Annotated in this window: 24 protein-coding genes; all 24 read left to right on the forward strand. The window is 45.4% G+C overall.

What is annotated here, in order from left to right; genetic code table 11:
* Positions 1-256: 256 nt before the first annotated feature.
* Positions 257-445 (forward strand): hypothetical protein, encoded by a 189-nt coding sequence (locus ACTH6U_RS19295; protein WP_441832942.1) that lies wholly within the window; start codon positions 257-259, stop codon positions 443-445.
* A 171-nt stretch (positions 446-616) separates the two neighbouring features.
* Positions 617-1408, forward strand: a complete 792-nt coding sequence (locus ACTH6U_RS19300; RefSeq protein WP_441832943.1) for a hypothetical protein — start codon at positions 617-619, stop codon at positions 1406-1408.
* A complete protein-coding gene (locus ACTH6U_RS19305) occupies positions 1405-1743 on the forward strand; it encodes an HNH endonuclease signature motif containing protein (protein ID WP_441832944.1) in 339 nt (112 codons plus the stop codon). The genes ACTH6U_RS19300 and ACTH6U_RS19305 overlap by 4 nt, the downstream gene beginning before the upstream one ends.
* 1 nt (position 1744) lies before the next feature.
* The gene (locus tag ACTH6U_RS19310) at positions 1745-1957 is read left to right on the forward strand and encodes a hypothetical protein (RefSeq protein WP_441832945.1); all 213 of its coding nucleotides are present in this window, start codon (positions 1745-1747) and stop codon (positions 1955-1957) included.
* Positions 1958-2079: 122 nt separating this feature from the next.
* Positions 2080-2556 carry a terminase gene (locus ACTH6U_RS19315; RefSeq protein WP_441832946.1) on the forward strand — a complete coding sequence of 159 codons (477 nt, stop codon included), beginning with the start codon at positions 2080-2082 and terminating at the stop codon, positions 2554-2556.
* A 9-nt stretch (positions 2557-2565) separates the two neighbouring features.
* The gene (locus ACTH6U_RS19320) at positions 2566-4083 is read left to right on the forward strand and encodes a terminase large subunit (RefSeq protein ID WP_441832947.1); all 1518 of its coding nucleotides are present in this window, start codon (positions 2566-2568) and stop codon (positions 4081-4083) included.
* Positions 4083-5396, forward strand: coding sequence for a phage portal protein (locus tag ACTH6U_RS19325; RefSeq protein ID WP_441832948.1), 1314 nt, complete (start codon positions 4083-4085; stop codon positions 5394-5396). Before ACTH6U_RS19320 ends, ACTH6U_RS19325 begins: the two co-directional genes overlap by 1 nt.
* Positions 5397-5401: 5 nt before the next feature.
* A complete protein-coding gene (locus tag ACTH6U_RS19330) occupies positions 5402-6253 on the forward strand; it encodes a head maturation protease, ClpP-related (RefSeq protein WP_441832949.1) in 852 nt (283 codons plus the stop codon).
* Positions 6254-6267: 14 nt separating this feature from the next.
* A complete protein-coding gene (locus ACTH6U_RS19335) occupies positions 6268-7482 on the forward strand; it encodes a phage major capsid protein (protein ID WP_441832950.1) in 1215 nt (404 codons plus the stop codon).
* Positions 7483-7528: 46 nt separating this feature from the next.
* Positions 7529-7714: a hypothetical protein gene (locus tag ACTH6U_RS19340; RefSeq protein WP_441832951.1), complete on the forward strand. Its 186-nt coding sequence runs from the start codon at positions 7529-7531 to the stop codon at positions 7712-7714.
* Positions 7714-8040: a head-tail connector protein gene (locus tag ACTH6U_RS19345; RefSeq protein ID WP_441832952.1), complete on the forward strand. Its 327-nt coding sequence runs from the start codon at positions 7714-7716 to the stop codon at positions 8038-8040. The genes ACTH6U_RS19340 and ACTH6U_RS19345 overlap by 1 nt, the downstream gene beginning before the upstream one ends.
* An 8-nt stretch (positions 8041-8048) precedes the next feature.
* Positions 8049-8375 (forward strand): phage head closure protein, encoded by a 327-nt coding sequence (locus tag ACTH6U_RS19350; RefSeq protein WP_441832953.1) that lies wholly within the window; start codon positions 8049-8051, stop codon positions 8373-8375.
* Entirely contained in the window at positions 8368-8817 is a 450-nt protein-coding gene (locus tag ACTH6U_RS19355) for an HK97-gp10 family putative phage morphogenesis protein (RefSeq protein WP_441832954.1), read from the forward strand. Before ACTH6U_RS19350 ends, ACTH6U_RS19355 begins: the two co-directional genes overlap by 8 nt.
* Complete coding sequence (locus ACTH6U_RS19360; protein ID WP_441832955.1) at positions 8814-9149, forward strand: hypothetical protein; 336 nt, start codon at positions 8814-8816, stop codon at positions 9147-9149. Before ACTH6U_RS19355 ends, ACTH6U_RS19360 begins: the two co-directional genes overlap by 4 nt.
* A gap of 24 nt (positions 9150-9173) precedes the next feature.
* Entirely contained in the window at positions 9174-9500 is a 327-nt protein-coding gene (locus tag ACTH6U_RS19365; protein ID WP_441832956.1) for a hypothetical protein, read from the forward strand.
* 59 nt (positions 9501-9559) lie between these two features.
* The gene (locus ACTH6U_RS19370; protein ID WP_441832957.1) at positions 9560-10009 is read left to right on the forward strand and encodes a phage tail tube protein; all 450 of its coding nucleotides are present in this window, start codon (positions 9560-9562) and stop codon (positions 10007-10009) included.
* 5 nt (positions 10010-10014) lie between these two features.
* The gene (locus ACTH6U_RS19375) at positions 10015-10407 is read left to right on the forward strand and encodes a phage tail assembly chaperone (RefSeq protein WP_441832958.1); all 393 of its coding nucleotides are present in this window, start codon (positions 10015-10017) and stop codon (positions 10405-10407) included.
* A 5-nt stretch (positions 10408-10412) separates the two neighbouring features.
* Positions 10413-10688 carry a phage tail assembly protein T gene (locus tag ACTH6U_RS19380; protein WP_441832959.1) on the forward strand — a complete coding sequence of 92 codons (276 nt, stop codon included), beginning with the start codon at positions 10413-10415 and terminating at the stop codon, positions 10686-10688.
* A gap of 34 nt (positions 10689-10722) precedes the next feature.
* A complete protein-coding gene (locus tag ACTH6U_RS19385) occupies positions 10723-13830 on the forward strand; it encodes a tape measure protein (RefSeq protein WP_441832960.1) in 3108 nt (1035 codons plus the stop codon).
* Between the two features lie 2 nt (positions 13831-13832).
* A complete protein-coding gene (locus tag ACTH6U_RS19390; RefSeq protein ID WP_441832961.1) occupies positions 13833-14429 on the forward strand; it encodes a hypothetical protein in 597 nt (198 codons plus the stop codon).
* The gene (locus tag ACTH6U_RS19395; protein ID WP_441832962.1) at positions 14429-15010 is read left to right on the forward strand and encodes a hypothetical protein; all 582 of its coding nucleotides are present in this window, start codon (positions 14429-14431) and stop codon (positions 15008-15010) included. Before ACTH6U_RS19390 ends, ACTH6U_RS19395 begins: the two co-directional genes overlap by 1 nt.
* 106 nt (positions 15011-15116) lie before the next feature.
* A complete protein-coding gene (locus tag ACTH6U_RS19400) occupies positions 15117-15956 on the forward strand; it encodes a hypothetical protein (protein ID WP_441832963.1) in 840 nt (279 codons plus the stop codon).
* A gap of 91 nt (positions 15957-16047) precedes the next feature.
* The gene (locus ACTH6U_RS19405) at positions 16048-16446 is read left to right on the forward strand and encodes a DUF6950 family protein (protein ID WP_441832964.1); all 399 of its coding nucleotides are present in this window, start codon (positions 16048-16050) and stop codon (positions 16444-16446) included.
* Positions 16446-19059 (forward strand): phage tail tip protein J-related protein (locus ACTH6U_RS19410; RefSeq protein WP_441832965.1); only part of this gene is annotated, 2614 nt, incomplete at its 3' end. The genes ACTH6U_RS19405 and ACTH6U_RS19410, both read left to right, overlap by 1 nt.

Consider the following 19059-nt stretch of genomic DNA (forward strand, 5'->3'; position numbering starts at 1 on the left):
CGGGGTGTTTCCAAGTATTACTATAAAATATCAGCTAGAGGATGGCACAGACGTGTCCAGCTTGGTAGATATTTGAAACGAGCCTCCAATTAGGGAGCTTTTTAATAGGCAAAAAAATAGCCCACCAGAGATGAGCTAAGGGCTACGCAATATTTTTAGTTATTATGAATTGATAATACCAATATTAAGAGTAACGTGTTGCTACAAATTGTAACCAAGCATGATATTTAATCTTCCACGTCTATACGAGGTCAATATGTTTAAACATGAATTAAGTCAGGTAGTACAGATCACTATTAGTGGTGAAGAAGGTCACATTAAAGGTCGTGCTGAATATCAGAACGATGCTAATCAATATTATGTTCATTACTTGTCAGCGGATGGTCGTGCGGTGAATGCATGGTTTGAAGAGGGTGAGCTGTCACCAGTTAATCAACAGCATTAGCTTTATAAAGTTCTGCAAACGTCATTCCTTGAGTGGCGTTGATAGAATTTTATATATGTTTTGAATGCTGGTGGTCACTCGGTACCACGCAGTTATATAAATTCACCTAGAAGAATATTCTAAATAGCCATCAGCTAATCACTGGTGGCTTTTTCATTTGTGGAGACAGTTATGTCAGATAAAAAAGAAATAGCCACCCTATCTATAAAGATATCAGTCGATAGCACTGATTTAGATAAACTAGAAGCACAGCTAAAGCGCATTACTGGGCTGATGGTAAGAACAGGACTGAAGGAGCCAGCGAAAGGTGGGTTTGTTGCTGATAAGTTCTTTATTACAAATGGTCAGGTATTTATTGATGAGGCATTCATTGACAAAGCGGTGATTGAAAAGATAGCAATACAATCACCCACCACAACAATAAGAACTGGCGTTCATTATGACGATAAGCAACAGTTTACCCGCGCTCAGCTTGACCCCGATAGCATTAAATCAAAAGACTTTGACGCAAAGGTAGCCCACCGAATTTGTGGCATGTCAATCATGCGTGATGGCTCAATCTTGTTTGGTTCAGAGGGATACATGGGGCGTGAAAACTCCGATGCCGCAATCGCATTGAAATCACCAGACACCATCACTCGATTAGATAAGACAATATCTCATGAAGAGTCAGAATTCGATAAGTATAAGCAACAGGTTGAATCTGAGTTTAGTCAATTGCAGGCTTCAATTACAACCATGCAATGTACGCAAGCTGCTAGTGAGCAAGCAATAGCTCAGAACCTCACAAGATTACAGCGTGAAGTTACCGGCATCAAATCAGCGATAGCAGTAACTAATGACAGTATCACCAATGCAGTAGAAACAGCAAAAGCCCAAGAAGAAGCACTCATCGAAGCGATGAAGAAAGCTATCGCTAAGGATATCGCGCGAGGTGGTCGGATGTTTCGTGGGCTGCAATGAAGAAGACAAATGTCTATGGCGGTCGATGGGCAAAGGTCAGGCTCGCCTATCTCACTAAGCACCCACTGTGCGTAATGTGTGATGAACAGGGGCGCATTACAGCTGCGACAGTCGTCGACCATATTATCCCACACCGACTAAAGGATGCGCTTGCGTCAAAGGATTCTGAGCAGATAGCGAAGGCTCAAAAGCTATTCTGGGACACCAGCAACTATCAAAGCTTGTGCGCATCACATCATAACTCAACTAAACAACGCATGGAGAAGAGTGGTGTCGTCGTCGGCTGTAGTCGGGATGGCATACCACTCGACCCCAATTCACATTGGAATAAATAATATGAGCCATCAAAAGCTAGTGAAGTTATCAAAGCTATTTCGAAATGGTCGGTTCGTCGGTCATGCATTAAGCGTGGATGGTCTGCTATTGAGCAATCAAACCTCTCTCATTCTTCCACCTACCGATGGGCTAACTAATTCAGTGGAGATTACTGTTAAATTAACCTGCACTAATAACATGGTCACTGACGCACCTGATATCCATCTGAAATAGTAACAAATTGAAACTATCAGGGGTGGGGCGGGTAAAAAGTTAAAAAACAATGACTTAAATTACCGACCACTACCCTTTGAAATAACGCTAACCCGATTTTTTTCCTTTTTTACGAGGCACGAATGGCCGGAAAACGTAAACGCTCTGACAGTGTGAGCGCCGAAATTCAAGCCATGCAAAATGCTGCCGCTGATACCATCGAACCGCCACGCCATGCAGGTTTGGAGAAAAAAGCGGAGCCATTTTGGCATGACAATATCCGCTCAAAAGCTCTTGACAGTTGGACACCCTCCGACCTCTTGGCGGCGGTAGAATTAGCCAATAATCAGTTAGAAATAACGCTTTTGCGCAAAGAATTACGCAAAAATGAACGTATTCGCGGCGAAGAACGCAACGAAGGGTTGATTAAAGATCTGCGTAAGCAAGTGGTCGAGCTACAGCGTACCGCCCTTGCACAGCGTCGAGATTTGCAAATCCACTCCCATGCGACGAACGGCGAAAGCCGTGACCAACGCAACCGAAATAAAAACGATGCCGAAGCCAGAGATACCCTGAGCGATATTCAGGATGATGATTTATTGGCGGCTCCCATGCATTAAGGAGGAACCATGACACGAGGTGAACGTGTTATCGCGTTTATTGAGCGTTTCTGTATTGTTCCCGAAGGGGAGCTGATTGGAAAGCCGATGCGATTAGATGAATTTCAAAAGCATTTCATTCTGGCGGTTTACGACAATCCACACCGTACCGACAAAGCCTATCTGAGTATTGCCCGTAAAAATGGCAAGACCGGTTTAATTGCTGGCATTCTACTGGCGCATTTAGTCGGACCCGAAGCGGTTCAAAACTCGCAAATTATCAGTGGGGCGATGAGCCGAGAGCAAGCCGCGATTGTATTCAATCTGGCAGTGAAGATGATTAACCTCAACCCACGATTGCAGGAGATTGTCCATATTATCCCTAGCGGTAAACGCCTCGTAGGTAAACCGTGCAATGTGGAATACCGTGCTTTGTCGGCTGAGGGTAAAACGGCACACGGACTTTCGCCCGTCTTGGCTATTCTCGATGAGGTCGGGCAAATTGTGGGTCCTCGCAGTGAGTTTGTGGATGCGATTGTCACCTCGCAAGGGGCGCATAAAGATCCACTCTTGATTGCTATCAGCACACAAGCCGCCAATGATGCAGACTTGCTGAGTATTTGGCTTGATGATGCGAAGAACTCCAAAGACCCGCACATTGTTTCACATGTTTATGAAGCAGAAAAAGATGCGGATATTTTAGATCCCGAAGCATGGCGAGCATCGAATCCAGCGTTAGGTAATTTCCGTTCGTTGGATGACATGAAGCGGTTAGCGGAAATGGCGTCACGGATGCCCAGCCAAGAAAACATGTTCCGCAATTTAAATTTGAATCAGCGAGTCTCTATTGTATCGCCGTTCATTTCGCGTTCGGTGTGGGAATCCTGCGCCGCACCGATACAACCGATTGTCGGTAAATGTTATGCCGGTTTGGATTTATCAGAGTCGAAAGACTTAACCGCACTTGTGGTGATCGGCCAATCTGCCGATGGTAAGTGGAACCTATTCCCGTATTTTTGGACACCCAAACAAACTTTGTTAGACCGTGCAAAAACTGACCGAGTGCCGTATGACGTTTGGGAAAAGCAAGGGTTATTACGTACCACGCCGGGCTCAATGGTTGATTATGATTATGTCGTCAATGATATTGCCATTATTTTGGCTGACCTTGATGTCGAGGTGATCGCCTTTGACCGCTGGCGCATAGAGATGTTTAAAAAGGCTGCTGAAAGTATCGGGCTTACCTTGCCGCTTGTTGAATTCGGTCAGGGTTTTAAAGATATGGCCCCTGCGCTGGATAAAATGGAGCAGATGTTACTGAATGGCCAAATTCGGCACGGTAATCATCCGGTGATGAATATGTGTGCGGCGAATGCGATCACGGTTAAAGATGCTGCTTCTAATCGAAAATTGACTAAAGAGAAGTCGACAGGTCGCATGGATGGCATGGTGGCGTTTGCGATGGCGGTTGGTGCGTCGAACGGTGTTGAAGTTGAACATGGCGATATTGACGGCTTTTTTGATAATCCCATCATGGTAGGTTTCTAATGGCCAGACGAAAAACAGCGCGTAAAGCGCAGCGGTTTAACGCCAGTCAGCCAACGACACCGGCAGGATTGGACAGTCAAGATTTACTCAAGGCGCTCGGTGGACTTAGCAGTAGTGGTAAATCAGTTTCAGTCGATAAGGCCTTGCAGCTTTCGGCGGTATGGTCCTGCATTCGGCTGTTGAGTGAATCAATTTCAACCTTGCCTTTACGGATTTATCAATATCAGGCTGATGGCTCGCGCGTGATCGCGAAAGAGCATCCGGCCTATCGGGTGCTGTGCCGAAAACCCAATATGGAAATGACACCTTCGCGGTTTATGTTGATGGTGGTGTCGAGTCTCTGCTTGCAGGGTAATGCCTATATTGAAAAGCGCTACATTGGCTCTAAATTAGTCTCTTTACAACCGTTATATCCGCAGTCAATGACAGTGAAGCGGCTAGACAGTGGGCTTCTTGAATACAAGTATACCGAACAAGGCAGCGCGAACCGGACAATCCACGTGAAAAACATGATGCACATACGCGGCTTTGGAACAGACGGGATTAGCGGATTGACCCCCATTCAAGTGGGTAAAGACATTTTAGGTTCAGCCATCGCGACAGATGAAACCGCCGCAAAAATTTTCCGCAATGGGTTACTCGCTTCGGGGTTTTTATCCTCAAAAGCCGCTTTAACCGGTGAACAGCGTGAAAAACTGCGCGGTTATTTGAATGCGTTTATCAGCTCAGAAAATGCCGGCAAGTTGATGATCTTGGAAAATGACCTGACCTATAACGGCATTTCCATGAACCCCGAAGATGCACAATTGCTGCAAAGTCGTGCATGGAGTATTGAAGAGATTTGTCGCTGGTTTCGGGTACCACCGTTTATGGTCGGTCACGCCGATAAGCAAAGTAGCTGGGCGTCAAGTGTTGAGGGAATGAACATGCAGTTTCTCACCAACACTTTGCGTCCCCTCCTGGTGAATATCGAGCAAGAAATCAATCGTTGCTTATTGGATGACGACGACGATCACTATGCCGAGTTTTCGGTTGAAGGCTTGCTTCGGGCTGACAGTGCAGGACGTGCGGCGTATTACACGACTGCCCTACAAAACGGCTGGATGAGCCGAAATGATGTCAGAAAGTTGGAAAACTACCCGCCGATTGACGGAGGGGATATTCATACGGTTCAGCTGAACCTGACACCACTTGAACTGCTCGGCAGCGAAAGTACCGGCACGGAGTCTGAAAAGCTCAAGGCACAGCTGGCTAACTGGTTATTCCCCGAAGGTAATTCAGCACCACCCACCAAACCTCAACCCGAGGAGTAAATTGAATGAAAAAGAGTCATCTGCCGGTTGCACTGGAGGGAAACCCCTGCGCGTCAATCCGCTATGAATTAACCCCCAACGCCTTAGATAAGTGGGATGGGAGCATTAAAGCCGCCAGTACCGACAATACAATTTCTATCCTTGATGTGATTGGTGAGGATTATTGGGGTGAAGGCGTGACCACCAAACGCATTGCCGCTGCATTACGGGCGATTGGCAATAACGACGTAGTGGTGAACATCAATAGTCCCGGTGGAAACATGTTTGAGGGGCTGGCGATTTATAACCAACTTCGCGCCCACAGCGGCAAAGTGACCGTGAATGTGCTGGGTATTGCCGCTTCTGCAGCCTCTATTATCGCAATGGCAGGGGATGAAATTCAAATGGGCCGTGGAGCCTTTTTGATGATCCATAACTGCTGGGGCGTTTGTATCGGAAACCGTCATGATCTTGCCAAACTCGCCCTCGATATGGAGCCCTTTGATAAATCGATGTGCGATATCTACATGGCGCGCAGCGGTCAAGCTAGTGACGCTATCAGTCAGATGATGGACAACGAAACCTACATTGGCGCTAACGATGCGATTGAAAAAGGCTTTGCGGACAGTTTGTTGTCAGCGGATGTCATTAACGATGGTGACGAAAGCCCACAAGCCGCTATACGTAAGCTGGATGCGTTGCTCGCTAAATCGAACACTCCCCGCGCTGAGCGTCGAAAATTAATTAGCGCATTAACCGGAAGTACGCCGAGCGCTACTTCTCAATCCAAGGGTACGCCAAGCGCTACCTCTGAAATTAACCCTGAAACCCTTTCTGAACTGGAAAAAGCCGTTAGTGCCTTTTCCGTTACTCATTAATTGTTGGAGCTATTATGTCTGATACAAACGAACTATTGAAAAACCTATCCGCTAAAATCGAAAAAGCGAACGGTGACTTTAATGCGAAGGCTGAAGAAGCACTGAAAGAAGCGCAAAAAGTGGGCAGCTTGAGCACCGAAACGAAAGCCGCTGTTGACCAAATGGCAACGGAACTGAATGCGCTGCGTGAATCTGAAAAAACCCTGAAAGCGTCGTTGGGTGATTTAGAGCAGCACGTGGCACAAATGCCGCTGCAAAATGCAGTCCATGCTGCGAAGTCTATCGGTCAGCAGGTCATTTCTGCTGATGTACTGAAAGATATCAACTCCAGCATGCAGGCGAGCAAGCGTATTTCGGTTGCGGTTCAAGCGGCGTTGACCTCAGTTGATGTAGCGCAAGGCGTGGTTGAGCCCCAGCGTTTACCGGGGATTGATGTCGCACCAAAACAACGTTTGTTCATCCGCGACTTAATCGCACCGGGAAAAACGACCTCGCCGGCTATCTTCTGGGTACAGCAAACCGGTTTCACCAATGCGGCGAAAGTGGTACCGGAAAATACCGCCAAGCCGTACAGCAATATTGAATTTGCGACCAAAATGACCCCCGTCTCCACGATTGCGCACATGTTCAAAGCCTCTAAGCAAATTTTAGATGACTTTGCACAACTGCAGTCGTTAGTGGATGCTGAAATGCGCTATGGCTTGAAGTTTGTGGAAGAGCAAGAAATTTTGTTCGGTGACGGCACCGGTGCGCACTTGCACGGTATTATTCCGCAAGCGTCGAAGTACAAAGCAGAGTTTGCTGTCGATAAGCAAAGCGGCATCGATGATTTGCGTTTAGCGATGCTGCAAGCGCAATTAGCCCGCTTCCCTGCCACCGGTCACGTTCTGCACTTCATTGATTGGGCGAAGATTGAGCTGTTGAAAGATTCACTGGGTCGCTACATTCTGGCGAATCCATCCGCATTAACCGGTCCGACATTGTGGGGCTTGCCAATTGTGGTGACGGAAACAGCGGCATTCAAAGGTAAGTTCTTAACCGGTGCCTTTAATGCGGGTGCTCAGCTGTTTGACCGTGAAGAAACCAATGTAGTGATCTCCACCGAAAACACCGACGACTTTGAAAAGAATATGATTTCAATTCGTTGTGAAGAGCGTCTCGCATTAGCCGTTAAACGTCCCGAAGCGTTTGTGTACGGTGATTTTACCGCGCCAACTTCCGGCGAATAATTTCCCTAAGCGGTCTTGGTGGCCGCTTTTTCTTTTGAGGTGCAATATGAAATTGACGGTACAACGTGCAATTTATTTCGGTAATCACGTCGCTGTTGAAGGCGAGATCATCGAAACGGGCGATCTGCATGGGCGTGAATTAATTCAAAAAGGCTATGCAATTGAAGTAGAAGGCGATCACGCTGAAGAGCAGCAAGACGAAAAGCCCACTAAGGCTAAAAAGGAGAAATAATGCTTTCTCTGGAATTGGTTAAACAGCATTGCAATATCGATGCTGATTTTACTGATGATGACAAGTTACTCACCATTTATACCGGCTCTGCGGTCAAGTATGTGGAAAATTACACGCGCCGAACGCTGTATGAAAACGGATCATCAGAAGGTTATCAGGTCGATCCCGAACCGTTGTTGCTAGGTGATGATGTCAAAAACGCCATGTTATTGCTGATTGGTCAATGGTATGAAAACCGTGAAGCCACCAATATTGGTAATATCACCTCCGCATTGCCGTTTGCGACTGAGGCGCTACTTCAACCTTACCGTATTTATGGGCTCTAGGAGGGATTATGCAGGCAGGACGTTTACGGCATCGAGTGATATTTCAACGCACTGAAATGGTTAAGAATGAATACGGTGAGCGAGAGAAAGTGTGGGCAAACATAACCGTGACTCGGGCTGAGGTTAAGGCGATAAGCGGGCGAGAACTGCTTTCGGCTGGGGCTGAAATGTCCGAAATTACGGTGCGGGCGTGGATGCGTTATCGACTGGATATTAATTCCACGTGCCGCATGATTTATCGTGGGCTTATTTATGATATCCAATCCGTGATCCCCGACGTGAAGTGCACCCGCCTCGAATTACTGTGCAAACAAGGAGTCTCTGCCGATGGTTGATATGAGCCTTGATTTTGGTGGTCTACTGGATATCAGCAAGGAGCTTGATTTACTCAGTAAGGCAGAAAGTAACAAAGTATTGCGGCAAGCGACGTATGCAGCGGCGAGTGTTTTGCGTGACGAGGCTAGAGCTAAAGCGCCTAAACGAACGGGTAAGCTGGCTAAAAATATCGTGGTGAGTAATCGGCGCAATCGCAAGCAGGGTGAAGTGTCTTCGGGTGTTTATGTTCGCGGCACGAATAAAGCCGGCACCAATAGCGATAACAGCATGAAGGCGGTTAATCCTAACAATGCTTATTACTGGCGTTTTTTGGAGAATGGTACGGCAAAGATGCCGCCGCAACCTTTTATTCGACCGGCATTCGACGGCAAAGCGGATGAAGCGGCTGCTTTTGCGATTAGTAAACTCAATCAAGCTATCGACGAGGTATTACGCAAATGACCGAAGCGGATATTTTACCGTATCTAGAGTCGGTACTGCCGGACAAGGTGTTTTCGTACGTTGTTCCGCTGGAATCGCCGCCTATTAAGCCACCTTGGTGCATATTATCAATCTATCGTATTGATGGTGATGTTCTGAGCGGTCAGGCTGAGCAGATGATCAATATTCAAATTGATGTTTATTGTGACACTTTAAAAGCTGCGCGTGAATTAATGGTGAAAATTCGGTCAGCCATCAAGCCGCTTTACCCTGCCAATATCACCGAGCGTCCAACGTACGAGCCGGATGAAAAGCTCCGACGTATTACTCTCGAATGCCAAGTCTGGCAATAATTTAACTAATAAGAGGTATGAGCCATGTCAGTTCATCATGCATTAAAGGGCTATACAGCAAACGATAAAAAGTATGAGGCGCTCGGTCGATGTACTTATTTACAGACTGAGATTGTCAAAGCGACCAAAGCGCGCAACGTGGCGCTGAGTGATATTGAGCGTAATCACTATACCAGTAATGAACATGATATTACTCGCATTCGATATATTGACGTCACCAAGCTTCGCGATGCCATGAATGAGCTCGAACGCGCTGATGTTGAGTTAATGGCGCTAGTTGATGAATACAACAAACAAGCAAAATTAGCCGATATTAAAGAAATCACCTTAATTAAACCCATCGAATATTAATCACTCTCAAACCACATTAGCTGCTTCGGCAGCTTTTTTTATCTCTATAGGAAATTGATATGGCAGCTAAACATGAAAAAACGCAAGGTACCAAAATCAGCATTTCGAAATTACCTGCGACAGAAGTTAATCCAGCAAGCGCGAGCTTTTTGTCAATTGATTGCACAACGAAAGAAATTAGCTACACGGGCGGTCAGAAGGCCGATATTGATGTTACGACATTGTGTTCTACCGAACAGGAAATGATCAACGGTTTACCCGCACCCGGCGAGGTGACAATCAACGGTAACTGGTCAGCTGATGCCGAAGGGCAAGAGGTGTTACGCCAAGCCTATGACGATGACACCGTTCATGCGTTTAAAGTGGAATTTCCGTCCGGTAATGGTTACGCCTTCCTTGCTGAAGTACGTCAAAACAGCTGGTCGGTTGCTGGTAATGGCATAGTGTCCGCTTCCTTTACATTACGCATGAAAGGTAAGCCTTCCCCAATCAAAGCAGCAGGAGAATAAGCTCCATGGCTAAAAAAGCAATGAATTTACGTGATATCGCATTGAATGCCGCACAATCATTTCGCACAAAGAAAGTCACCGTTCCGGAATGGGGCGCTGATGTGGTGTTGCGTGAGCCGTCCGTGACGGTGTGGTTGAAGTGGTTAAAAGAGCATCGCGACCTCGGTGACGCTGAGAAGCTGAGCACGGAGGAAGTGGTTCAGCGTAACCTTGATACTGACGTCGATTTTCTCATTAACGTTTTGTTGGATGAGAAGCATCAACCTGTTTTCACACCAGAAGATAAGGCGACAGTACTGGCGATTTATGGTCCTGTCCATGCTCGGCTTGTCCATCAGGCTTTTGAATTAATCACCGGCACCAATGATGCTGAAAAAAAGTCCGTGAACCTGCACTAAAATTCTTGCTCACTCTAGCATTACGACTAGGAAAAACCCTCTCTGAAATCGGCACTCTGCCCGCCAGTGAATTACAGCTCTGGTGGGCGTTTGATTCGATAAATCCCATTGGCGATGCGCGTTTAGATGTGCATGCCGCACAAGTCACTGCGGCTATTTTTAATGCGCAAGGTGTGAAAACATCCATTAACGACACATTGATCCAATGGGATACTGAGAGTGTGCAGGAAGGAGAGAGCGACGGATCAGGGTTAGAGAATTTCTTTGCTTCTTTAACATAATTAATATCAATACCCAGCAGGGCGCAGGTCAATCATGTCAACACTCCGCGAACTTATTATTAAGATCTCCGCTAACTCAACGAGCTATCAGGCAGAAATAGCCAAGGCGTCCCGTACGGGTAATGAGTATTATAAAACGATGGGCGCAAACAGCCGTCGTTTTGAGCGAGAATTAAGATCACAAAAGCAAGCATTAAATGATATCAATAATCAATTAGCGTCTGTGACCAGTACCGCCAAGATGATGTCGGGTGCATTAGCCGGTTTCTTTTCGGTTTCAACCCTGATCACTGCCGTTGATGACTGGGGGCAAATGTCCGCGCGTATCAAAATGGCGTTAACGTCAGTTGAAGGTGATGTCAGTCGTTATGAAGAACTCCAGCAACGCTTTTTAACGGTCAGTAACCGAAACGGTAAAGCCATAGAAACTACTCAAGAATTGTATGTGGGTTCAGCCTCAGCCATGAAAGAGCTAGGTTATTCAACGGCAAACACACTGGACTACATCGAGTCGCTATCGTCGACGTTCACGGCGAACGCCACGAGCGCACAACAAACCGAATCGGCTTTTACCGCATTAAATCGTGCAATGGTCATCGGAAAATTAAAAGGTAATGATTGGCACTCTGTGCTTAATGCGATGCCTTCTGTGGTGAAAGATATTGCGGCTGAGTTATCTCGCATGAGCGGCGGCGTCAAAGTTACCGAAAATGACGTTAAACAGATGGCAGCTAAAACGGGTATTTCAATGACGTTATTCACTAACTCATTGATTAACGCGAAAGAAGCCAACAATGCGTTAGCGGACAGCATGGATAATACGGTAGCGGATGGTTTTGCCAAAGCCGCGAATGCTGCCAAGTCTTATTTTGGTGAAATTAATGCGAGCATGGGGATCACTCGCTCAATGTCTGCAACGCTGGCGACGGTCACGGAGAATTTTAGTAGCTTTGCAGTAGCAGGTGCTGCGATAGGCGCACTTGGTTTATCGCGCTACATGGGTAATTTATCGCTAAGTGCTTATGATGCTGGCAAGAAGATGCTCGGTACAGCTAAAGATAACTATGTGTTAAATGCGGCGCAAGCCAAGGGATTGGAGATCACCCTCTCCAAGATCAGGGCGGAGCAAGCTTTTGCCATCACAACTCAAGAATCATTAGCGGCGCAGTTAAGAGCGGCACAAACTGAAACTCAACGTAACGCTATCCGTCAGCAAATGGCTAAAAATTCAGCGACGATTATAGCGCTCAACAAAGCCGAAGAAGCCAGTACCAATCAACTGACTGAGGCACAAAAGCGGTTGAATTTTGCCGCTAGAGCAGCAAGAGGAACGTTGGCGTTATTAGGTGGGCCCGTTGGCGCAGCAATGCTAGCAGGTGGGGCATTATTTTATTTCTCTCAAAAATCAGATGAAGCTCGACAGAGCGCACTGTCATTAAAAGACTCAGTTGTTGAAACTATTGCAGAGCTGCAAAAACTATCGAAAGTAAAGGTTCAGTTATCGCTAGATGAGGATAAGGAAAGCTTAGAAAAACTACTTGATCAGCAAAAAAATGACGCAAGGCGACTAGAAAACTATTCTGATGAAAAATTAGCTAAATTAGAACGGCGCAGCAAGGGATGGCTTTCTGGTGCTTATGAAAATCCCAACGATTACCGAAAGGAAAGAGATCAGATTTTATCTGATATGGAGGATGGAGAAAAAGGACTCCAGAAGTTAAGGGAGAAAATAGCCAATAAGGAGCAAGTTTTAAAGGGAAATATCTTTAATGCGCCACCTGAAGCGGATCCGAAAAATTTACCTCCACCTAAGCTAATCGGCGATAACGATAAAGGCGATAAAGGAAAAGCTAAGGCACTTAATGATTATCAGCAACTTAGGAAGTCCATTGAGTCCGAGAGCGCGTCTAGCCTACAAAAAATACTGTCAGGCGAGTCAGAGAATATTGATAAAATAGCGGAACTGTATAAAAAAGGCTATATCAGCCAAACCGAAATGCAGCGCTTAGTATTATTGAATGAAGAAAATCATCAGCGTAAGCGTTTGGATTTAGCTGAAAAATACGATCCTTATACAGCTTTGGTGCGCAAGGAACGTGAAATTGCCAGCGAGCTTAACGAGCTTCGACAGGCTAAACTACTCAATGAGCAACAATATTATGCGGCTAGCTTGCAGTTGCACAATGACTACGCAAAGCAAAAGTTGAATGAAGAAGCGAACCAAAAGGCGCTACCGAGTTATGATTTAGCCGGTGAAATTGACCCTGTCGTTAAGCTTCAAAATCAACTAAGTGAACAGCGAGCCCTATATGAAGCCTACCGTAACAATGACTTAATTAGCCAAGAACGCTATCAAGAGCTAATGGTAGCAGCCACTAATCGCTCTAAAAATGCGCAACTTGATGCTGCTAAAGAATTGTATGCCGCTCAGGGTAACTGGCAGCAAATGCAAATGAATCTCCTTGAAACTGTCGAGCAACGCACAAGCAATGCGTTGACGGGCATTTTAACCGGCTCAAAATCATTCTCTGAAACGTTACAAGAGCTTTCTGCATCACTCGCACAGTCAATCATTCAAGACCTAGTCCGCATAGCCATGCAAGCGATGATCACGAATGCTTTAACGGGTTTATTTGGCGGCATTGCTGGAGGCGCAGCTTCGGGGGCGGGTGCAAGTGCTGCTACTTCCGGTACCGGTGCAATGGGAATGCCTACGGGGTGGCAGGGTTACACCGCAAACGCGAAAGGTGGGCTATATAATACCCCCGGATTAAGCGCTTACAGCGGTCAAGTTGTTGATGCGCCGACATTCTTCCCGTTTGCAAAGGGCGGAGTTCCATCACTCGGGCTAATGGGTGAGGCGGGGCCTGAGGCGATTATGCCTCTAACTCGGGGTAAAGATGGTTCATTAGGCGTCCGTGCACAGCTTCCCAAGATAGATATGCCGGTCAATGATAAGTCTGCTGGTGGCACGGTTATTCAGCAGGAAATTCACGTGCACGGTAATGGGGATGCGGCACTGGAGGCTGCACTAAGGGAAGCCGCTAGACAAGGGGCAGAGGACGGTGCGGCAAAGGCTAAGGCTGATATTATGCGAGACTTCCAGACAAACGGTAAGATACGAAAAACACTAGGAAAATAACCATGGATATTTTAACGTGGCCTAAAGCACTTGAGCCTTCCGCTATGGACTGGCAACTGATGAGCAACTCTAAAACCTTTGTCTCTACATTTACCGGAAGCGCACAAACCGTGCGTTATCCCGGTAGTCGATGGCGCTGTGATTTAACCCTTAATAACTTAACGGATGAAAAATCAAGGCTGCTTGAAGTTATTCTTGCACAGTTGGATGGAGAGTCTGGGCGCATTAAATTGTTTGACTGGGTTCGAACCGGCTTAACTGGAATGGGAGACCCTACGGTAAGTCTGTCTAACCAGATGGGAAGATCTCTACAAACTAAAGGTTGGAAGCCCAATACGTTAATATTAAGAGCGGCAGACAATTTCACTATTAACAATGAATTGAAAAAAGTTACCGCTGATATTACGAGCGATAGCCAAGGAAACGCCATGCTTTTATTTTCCCCTATGTTGCGCTATTCCCCTGTAATGGGTGAAAAAATCGAAGCAGCAAATCCTTATGGCATTTTCAAATTAACCGATAATAATCAAGGTCGACTAAGGCGAGTTCCCGGCGTATTTACATCGACGACCCTTTCGTTTGAGGAGGCGCTTTACTAATGATTTATCACCCTTTTTCAAATGAAATGACCAAGGCAATTAATGACGGTTGTTATATTGTCGCAGCAGCTAAGTTAGAGCTTAAGTCAGGTGTAACCAGAGTACACACCTCAACCGGTAATTTGGTTATCGCCGGAGAGGTCTATCAAGGTGTAGGTCAGCTTGGTGCAATCGAAACCGTATCAGAAGAAAATACAACTAGCCCGCAGCAACTTATTTTGTCGCTCAGCGGCTTTGACTCCTCGCTATTGGGTGATGTGATGAATGAGCGCAGCCGAGGGCGTGACGTGAGATTGATGATGGTAGCGCTCAATGAGGATGGACAGCCTATTCTCGCTGAGGTGTTATTTGCGGGTCAGATTAGCAATATTGGCGTTAGCGTGGGTGATAAGTGCGAAATCGCTGTTACGGTATCAAATCGTTTTGAACGTTGGTCTCAGGGCTTGCCAGATAGATTTACGGATGAATCGTGGACAAAACGGCATAAAGGCGATCGTGTATTTCGCTATGTGGCGCAAATGGCTGAGCGTGCTATATACTGGGGGAGCAAAAAAGATGCCCCAACATTTATCTATAAGTGATCTGTGTCTCTGTTATTTAGTTTACATCTATTCTATTGTTCTTATTGGTTTGGTATGGTTATTACTTAAGTTAATATATTAAAACTAATTAATGGGATGGATAGCCGTGGCAGAGTCAAACACAAAAAATATTGATAGTGATATGGCAAGTCACATAGAGCGAATTTACGATGACGTTGTTATGTATTGTTCGAATAGAAAAACATTTGATAGTGAATTGCTATGCAAAGTATTTGAATTGGACGAATATACCTGCAGTGAACTTATCACCACAATGGTCATTAATGGGGTAGTAGGTGATATTAGTGATAATGGAGTATATAAAGTTAGTGATAAATATGTTCATAGTGATTTTTTGGCAATAAACAATGCAAGTAAATATACCAGAACGCAAATTAAATATAATAAAAAAGAATCAAATGGCGCAGGGAAATATTTCGCTTTGTTAGCGCTAATTATTTTTCTTGTATCCGTTTATTTTCTTTTTAGATCACCAATCTCTCTATTATTACTTATACCGTTGTCATTAATGGTTGCGGCTCTTTGCGATAAGGTCGGAGCTATAGCTTCATCTATCGGCGTTATTGTTATTTGTGTCTTTAGTCTGATATTTGTTAATTCATCTACACCTATATTTGGTGAAAAATTTGAAGCAAGGATTAAGGCTGAAGATTATAAAGATAGAATAAGAAAAGAAGCTATAGAGGAAATGAATCAAATATCGTTTGGTGAAAAACGATTGAAAAACTCGCTTAAAGATCCATCCTCTGCAGATATAAGAAATAGTAAGCTTGGAAAGTCAGGGGTGGTATGCGGACAGGTAAATGCAAAAAATAGCTTTGGTGCATACACAGGCCATAAGAATTTTGTGCAAATAGGAACTGCATCATTAATAGATGATGGAACAAAAGATTTTGCCAATGAATGGAATGATTTATGCAATTAAGATCTGGGCGATAACACCTATAACCTTTTTTTAAATCAATTTAATACATAAACCTGCTTCGGCGGGTTTTTTTATGCCTGGAGATCATTAAATGCGACACCCAAATTGGACAACAAGACTTCCTGAAGCATTACAAAAAGCCATGCAAAAGCCGTTTTCATGGGGTGAGCATGATTGCTGTTTATTTGCTGCCGATTGTGTGATTGCGGCCTGTGATTTTGATCCCTGCGAAAATGTTCGCGGTAGATACAAAACCCGTGCAGGCGCAGCGCGTGTACTGAAATCTGAATTCGGCGATATTGAATCGGCATTATCGAGCTTTTTTGTTGAAGTTCCAGTGGCTCAAGTGGGGCGAGGTGACATTGTCATGTTTGATGGCGATGACGGAAAAACATTAGGTGTTATCTGGGCAAATAAAGTCTGGGCTGTGACCGAAAGTGGCGCAATGCCTGTTAATCATCAACCAGTTAAAGCATGGAGAGTGGAGTAATGGGTAAGACAGTAACAAGCATTGTCTCCGCTGGGTTAATGGTGGCGGGTGTTATTGCTACGGGCGGGCTAGGGACTGCCTTGATTGTCGCAGGTATTGCGGTTCAGGCTGCCGGTGCGTTTATTTTTCAAGATAAATTACCCTCAATGCAGTATCGCGATCAGTCCGAACGCAAACAGATGCTTCGCTCATCAACTGCACCCGAAACGATTATAGTGGGTAAAACGGTCTGTTCTGGGCTTCTATTTTTTGCTGAAGAGGAAAAAGGCGATCAGACTGAGAATGAACGGCTATTCATGGCGTTAGCGATTGCCGCCCATAAGGTCGATCATATTGGCCAGATTTGGTTAAACGAGGATTTGATAGGGACTTTTGGTGATAAAGCGAGTTATGAATTTCATAACGGCCGCACGGACAGTGACCCTTATATGTTGAAAAATGCGCCCTCTTGGAAAGAGGACATGATAGGAAACGGGCTGGCGTGGCTACGCTTAGCGTTAAAATATGACGCTGAAAAGTTCCCGTACGGTGTGCCTAATGTGAAAATTGAAGTGTGGGGAAAGCAAATTTATGATCCGCGTTCAGATAAGACGGCTTGGAGCAATAACGGTGCGTTAGTTATTTTAGATTTCTACCGCAGCTACCTCAGCGTCCCTGATTCCGATATCAATTTTGATGCATTTAAAGCTGCAGCTGATTTATGTGCTGAGCCAGTGACGTCACCTGAGGGAATAAGCGAACCTCGATACACCATTAATGGAGCGTATGAATTAGCGGAATCGCCCTCATCCGTTCTTGATCACATGCATAAATGCATTGCAGCCGAGCCGACCTATGTGGCAGGTAAACATGGTATTTTGATGCAGGCTTATAATGGACCAGCTGTTTTACGTATTGAGCCTAATCAAATTATCGATACTGTCAATATTACGCCAGAACTTGGGCTACGTGATGCCACTAATGCGATTTATGGCACATTTGTTGATTCAGAACAGCAATACATTAAAACTGACTTTGAACCGGTCATCATTGATGAATGGATAGAAGAGGACGGGTTAGAGATTAAAGAGAACATGGATTATCGCTTTGTCACTAGTCCATACCAAGCGAGTCGATTAGCCAATTTATATTTACGTAAAAAGCGCGCGGGTCGTCGGGTTCAATTAAAAATGAACATGGACGGTTACGCATATCGACCAGGAGATGTTGTTCTATTAAATCTGCCACACATTGGTATTCAAGACCTTGAGTTTCGTGTTGCTGAGTGGAAGTTTCACCCGCAAGAAGGGGTTGATATTCTCCTCGAGGAGGACGGCGCTTATATTTATGAAGATATTATCGGCAAGCCTTTTGTTCGTCCGCCATTCACTGTCTTGCCAACCGGTGGCGTCGCACCACCGCTTAACCTTACGTTTATGCCGACCAATATCGGTGAAGTGGTTCAGGGCTATCTCAGCTGGCAACCAGCCGCCGCAGATGTTCGCTATAACACCGTTAACATTATTGAAAACGGTAAGGTTGCTCAGTCTATTCAGGTGCCTGAACCCGGGCAACGTGTAGAGTTATCCGGTTTGGTGCGTGGCGCATATCGTGCCGAAGTACGTTCAATTAATGCCGCTGGCGCGATGTCTGCCCCTGCCATTGTAGATTTTGATATTCAGGCGCCACCTCAACCGGTTAGCGTTGAAATGGTTGGCGGCATGTTCTCATTAACTTGTATTCCGCATGGTGGCGAAACCGCACAACACGGCTATACGTTTGAGTTTTGGTTCAGCGACAAGAAGCTGGCCAGCACCAATGATATTGATGTAACAACAAAAGCAAACCGCCAAGGTCAGGGGCAATTTTGGTCGAAAGATAATCTAAAGCCGGGTACCAATTATTGGTTTTATGTTCGCACGGTTAACAGTTACGGAAAGTCACAGTTCGTTGAGGCGGTAGGGCAAGCCAGTGGAACGCCACAGGACATGATGGATGAGTTAAAAAATGAGTTCCTCAGCAATGAAGCTGGTCAACAAATGCAGGAGCAAATCGACTTTAATAAAGACAAAGTGACTGATTTAGAAATTGATGGTTATGACTTTAAGCAAAAAATTATCGGTATCGATCGCGAGATAGAAGCCGTTAACGAAGCGGTAATGACTAATACACAATTTACTACTGAACTTCACTTCAAACTTAGCGAAACAACAGCCCACGGAAAAGCAGAAATCTTTCGACTTGAGCAAGTGCAAGCGAATGATAGAGAGTCTCACGCCAAGTTCCAGCAAGAAGTAGCCTCAAAATTTGAGATTACGGCAGCGGATGTTTTAACTGTTCAGGAATCGTTAGCGGAATCCAATGAAGCCTTTGCACAACAAATCGGTCAAGTTCGCGCTGAGATTAATAGCACCAATGAAGAAGTCGGTATTATTAAAGGCCGAGTGACGACAGTTGAAAAAGCCACAGTTAATCTCGAAAAAGCGCAAGCAAGTTTTGAGCAATCCACAGTCGCTGAATTTGGCGAAATGCGCGGCTATATCACTCACGTTGAAACATCACTGACTAACGCTGAATTTGCCTTTACTGAAGCCTTGATGCAAACCAATGCACAGGTGAATGAAACTAACTCTG

It is taken from the genome of Providencia sp. (assembly GCF_052096715.1).
Classification (GTDB): domain Bacteria; phylum Pseudomonadota; class Gammaproteobacteria; order Enterobacterales; family Enterobacteriaceae; genus Providencia.

Coding starts and splice junctions, on each gene's coding strand:
- ACTH6U_RS19295 (WP_441832942.1), top strand. CDS start 257: ATGTTTAAACATGAATTAAGTCAGGTAGTACAGATCACTATTAGTGGT.
- ACTH6U_RS19300 (WP_441832943.1), top strand. CDS start 617: ATGTCAGATAAAAAAGAAATAGCCACCCTATCTATAAAGATATCAGTC.
- ACTH6U_RS19305 (WP_441832944.1), top strand. CDS start 1,405: ATGAAGAAGACAAATGTCTATGGCGGTCGATGGGCAAAGGTCAGGCTC.
- ACTH6U_RS19310 (WP_441832945.1), top strand. CDS start 1,745: ATGAGCCATCAAAAGCTAGTGAAGTTATCAAAGCTATTTCGAAATGGT.
- ACTH6U_RS19315 (WP_441832946.1), top strand. CDS start 2,080: ATGGCCGGAAAACGTAAACGCTCTGACAGTGTGAGCGCCGAAATTCAA.
- ACTH6U_RS19320 (WP_441832947.1), top strand. CDS start 2,566: ATGACACGAGGTGAACGTGTTATCGCGTTTATTGAGCGTTTCTGTATT.
- ACTH6U_RS19325 (WP_441832948.1), top strand. CDS start 4,083: ATGGCCAGACGAAAAACAGCGCGTAAAGCGCAGCGGTTTAACGCCAGT.
- ACTH6U_RS19330 (WP_441832949.1), top strand. CDS start 5,402: ATGAAAAAGAGTCATCTGCCGGTTGCACTGGAGGGAAACCCCTGCGCG.
- ACTH6U_RS19335 (WP_441832950.1), top strand. CDS start 6,268: ATGTCTGATACAAACGAACTATTGAAAAACCTATCCGCTAAAATCGAA.
- ACTH6U_RS19340 (WP_441832951.1), top strand. CDS start 7,529: ATGAAATTGACGGTACAACGTGCAATTTATTTCGGTAATCACGTCGCT.
- ACTH6U_RS19345 (WP_441832952.1), top strand. CDS start 7,714: ATGCTTTCTCTGGAATTGGTTAAACAGCATTGCAATATCGATGCTGAT.
- ACTH6U_RS19350 (WP_441832953.1), top strand. CDS start 8,049: ATGCAGGCAGGACGTTTACGGCATCGAGTGATATTTCAACGCACTGAA.
- ACTH6U_RS19355 (WP_441832954.1), top strand. CDS start 8,368: ATGGTTGATATGAGCCTTGATTTTGGTGGTCTACTGGATATCAGCAAG.
- ACTH6U_RS19360 (WP_441832955.1), top strand. CDS start 8,814: ATGACCGAAGCGGATATTTTACCGTATCTAGAGTCGGTACTGCCGGAC.
- ACTH6U_RS19365 (WP_441832956.1), top strand. CDS start 9,174: ATGTCAGTTCATCATGCATTAAAGGGCTATACAGCAAACGATAAAAAG.
- ACTH6U_RS19370 (WP_441832957.1), top strand. CDS start 9,560: ATGGCAGCTAAACATGAAAAAACGCAAGGTACCAAAATCAGCATTTCG.
- ACTH6U_RS19375 (WP_441832958.1), top strand. CDS start 10,015: ATGGCTAAAAAAGCAATGAATTTACGTGATATCGCATTGAATGCCGCA.
- ACTH6U_RS19385 (WP_441832960.1), top strand. CDS start 10,723: ATGTCAACACTCCGCGAACTTATTATTAAGATCTCCGCTAACTCAACG.
- ACTH6U_RS19390 (WP_441832961.1), top strand. CDS start 13,833: ATGGATATTTTAACGTGGCCTAAAGCACTTGAGCCTTCCGCTATGGAC.
- ACTH6U_RS19395 (WP_441832962.1), top strand. CDS start 14,429: ATGATTTATCACCCTTTTTCAAATGAAATGACCAAGGCAATTAATGAC.
- ACTH6U_RS19405 (WP_441832964.1), top strand. CDS start 16,048: ATGCGACACCCAAATTGGACAACAAGACTTCCTGAAGCATTACAAAAA.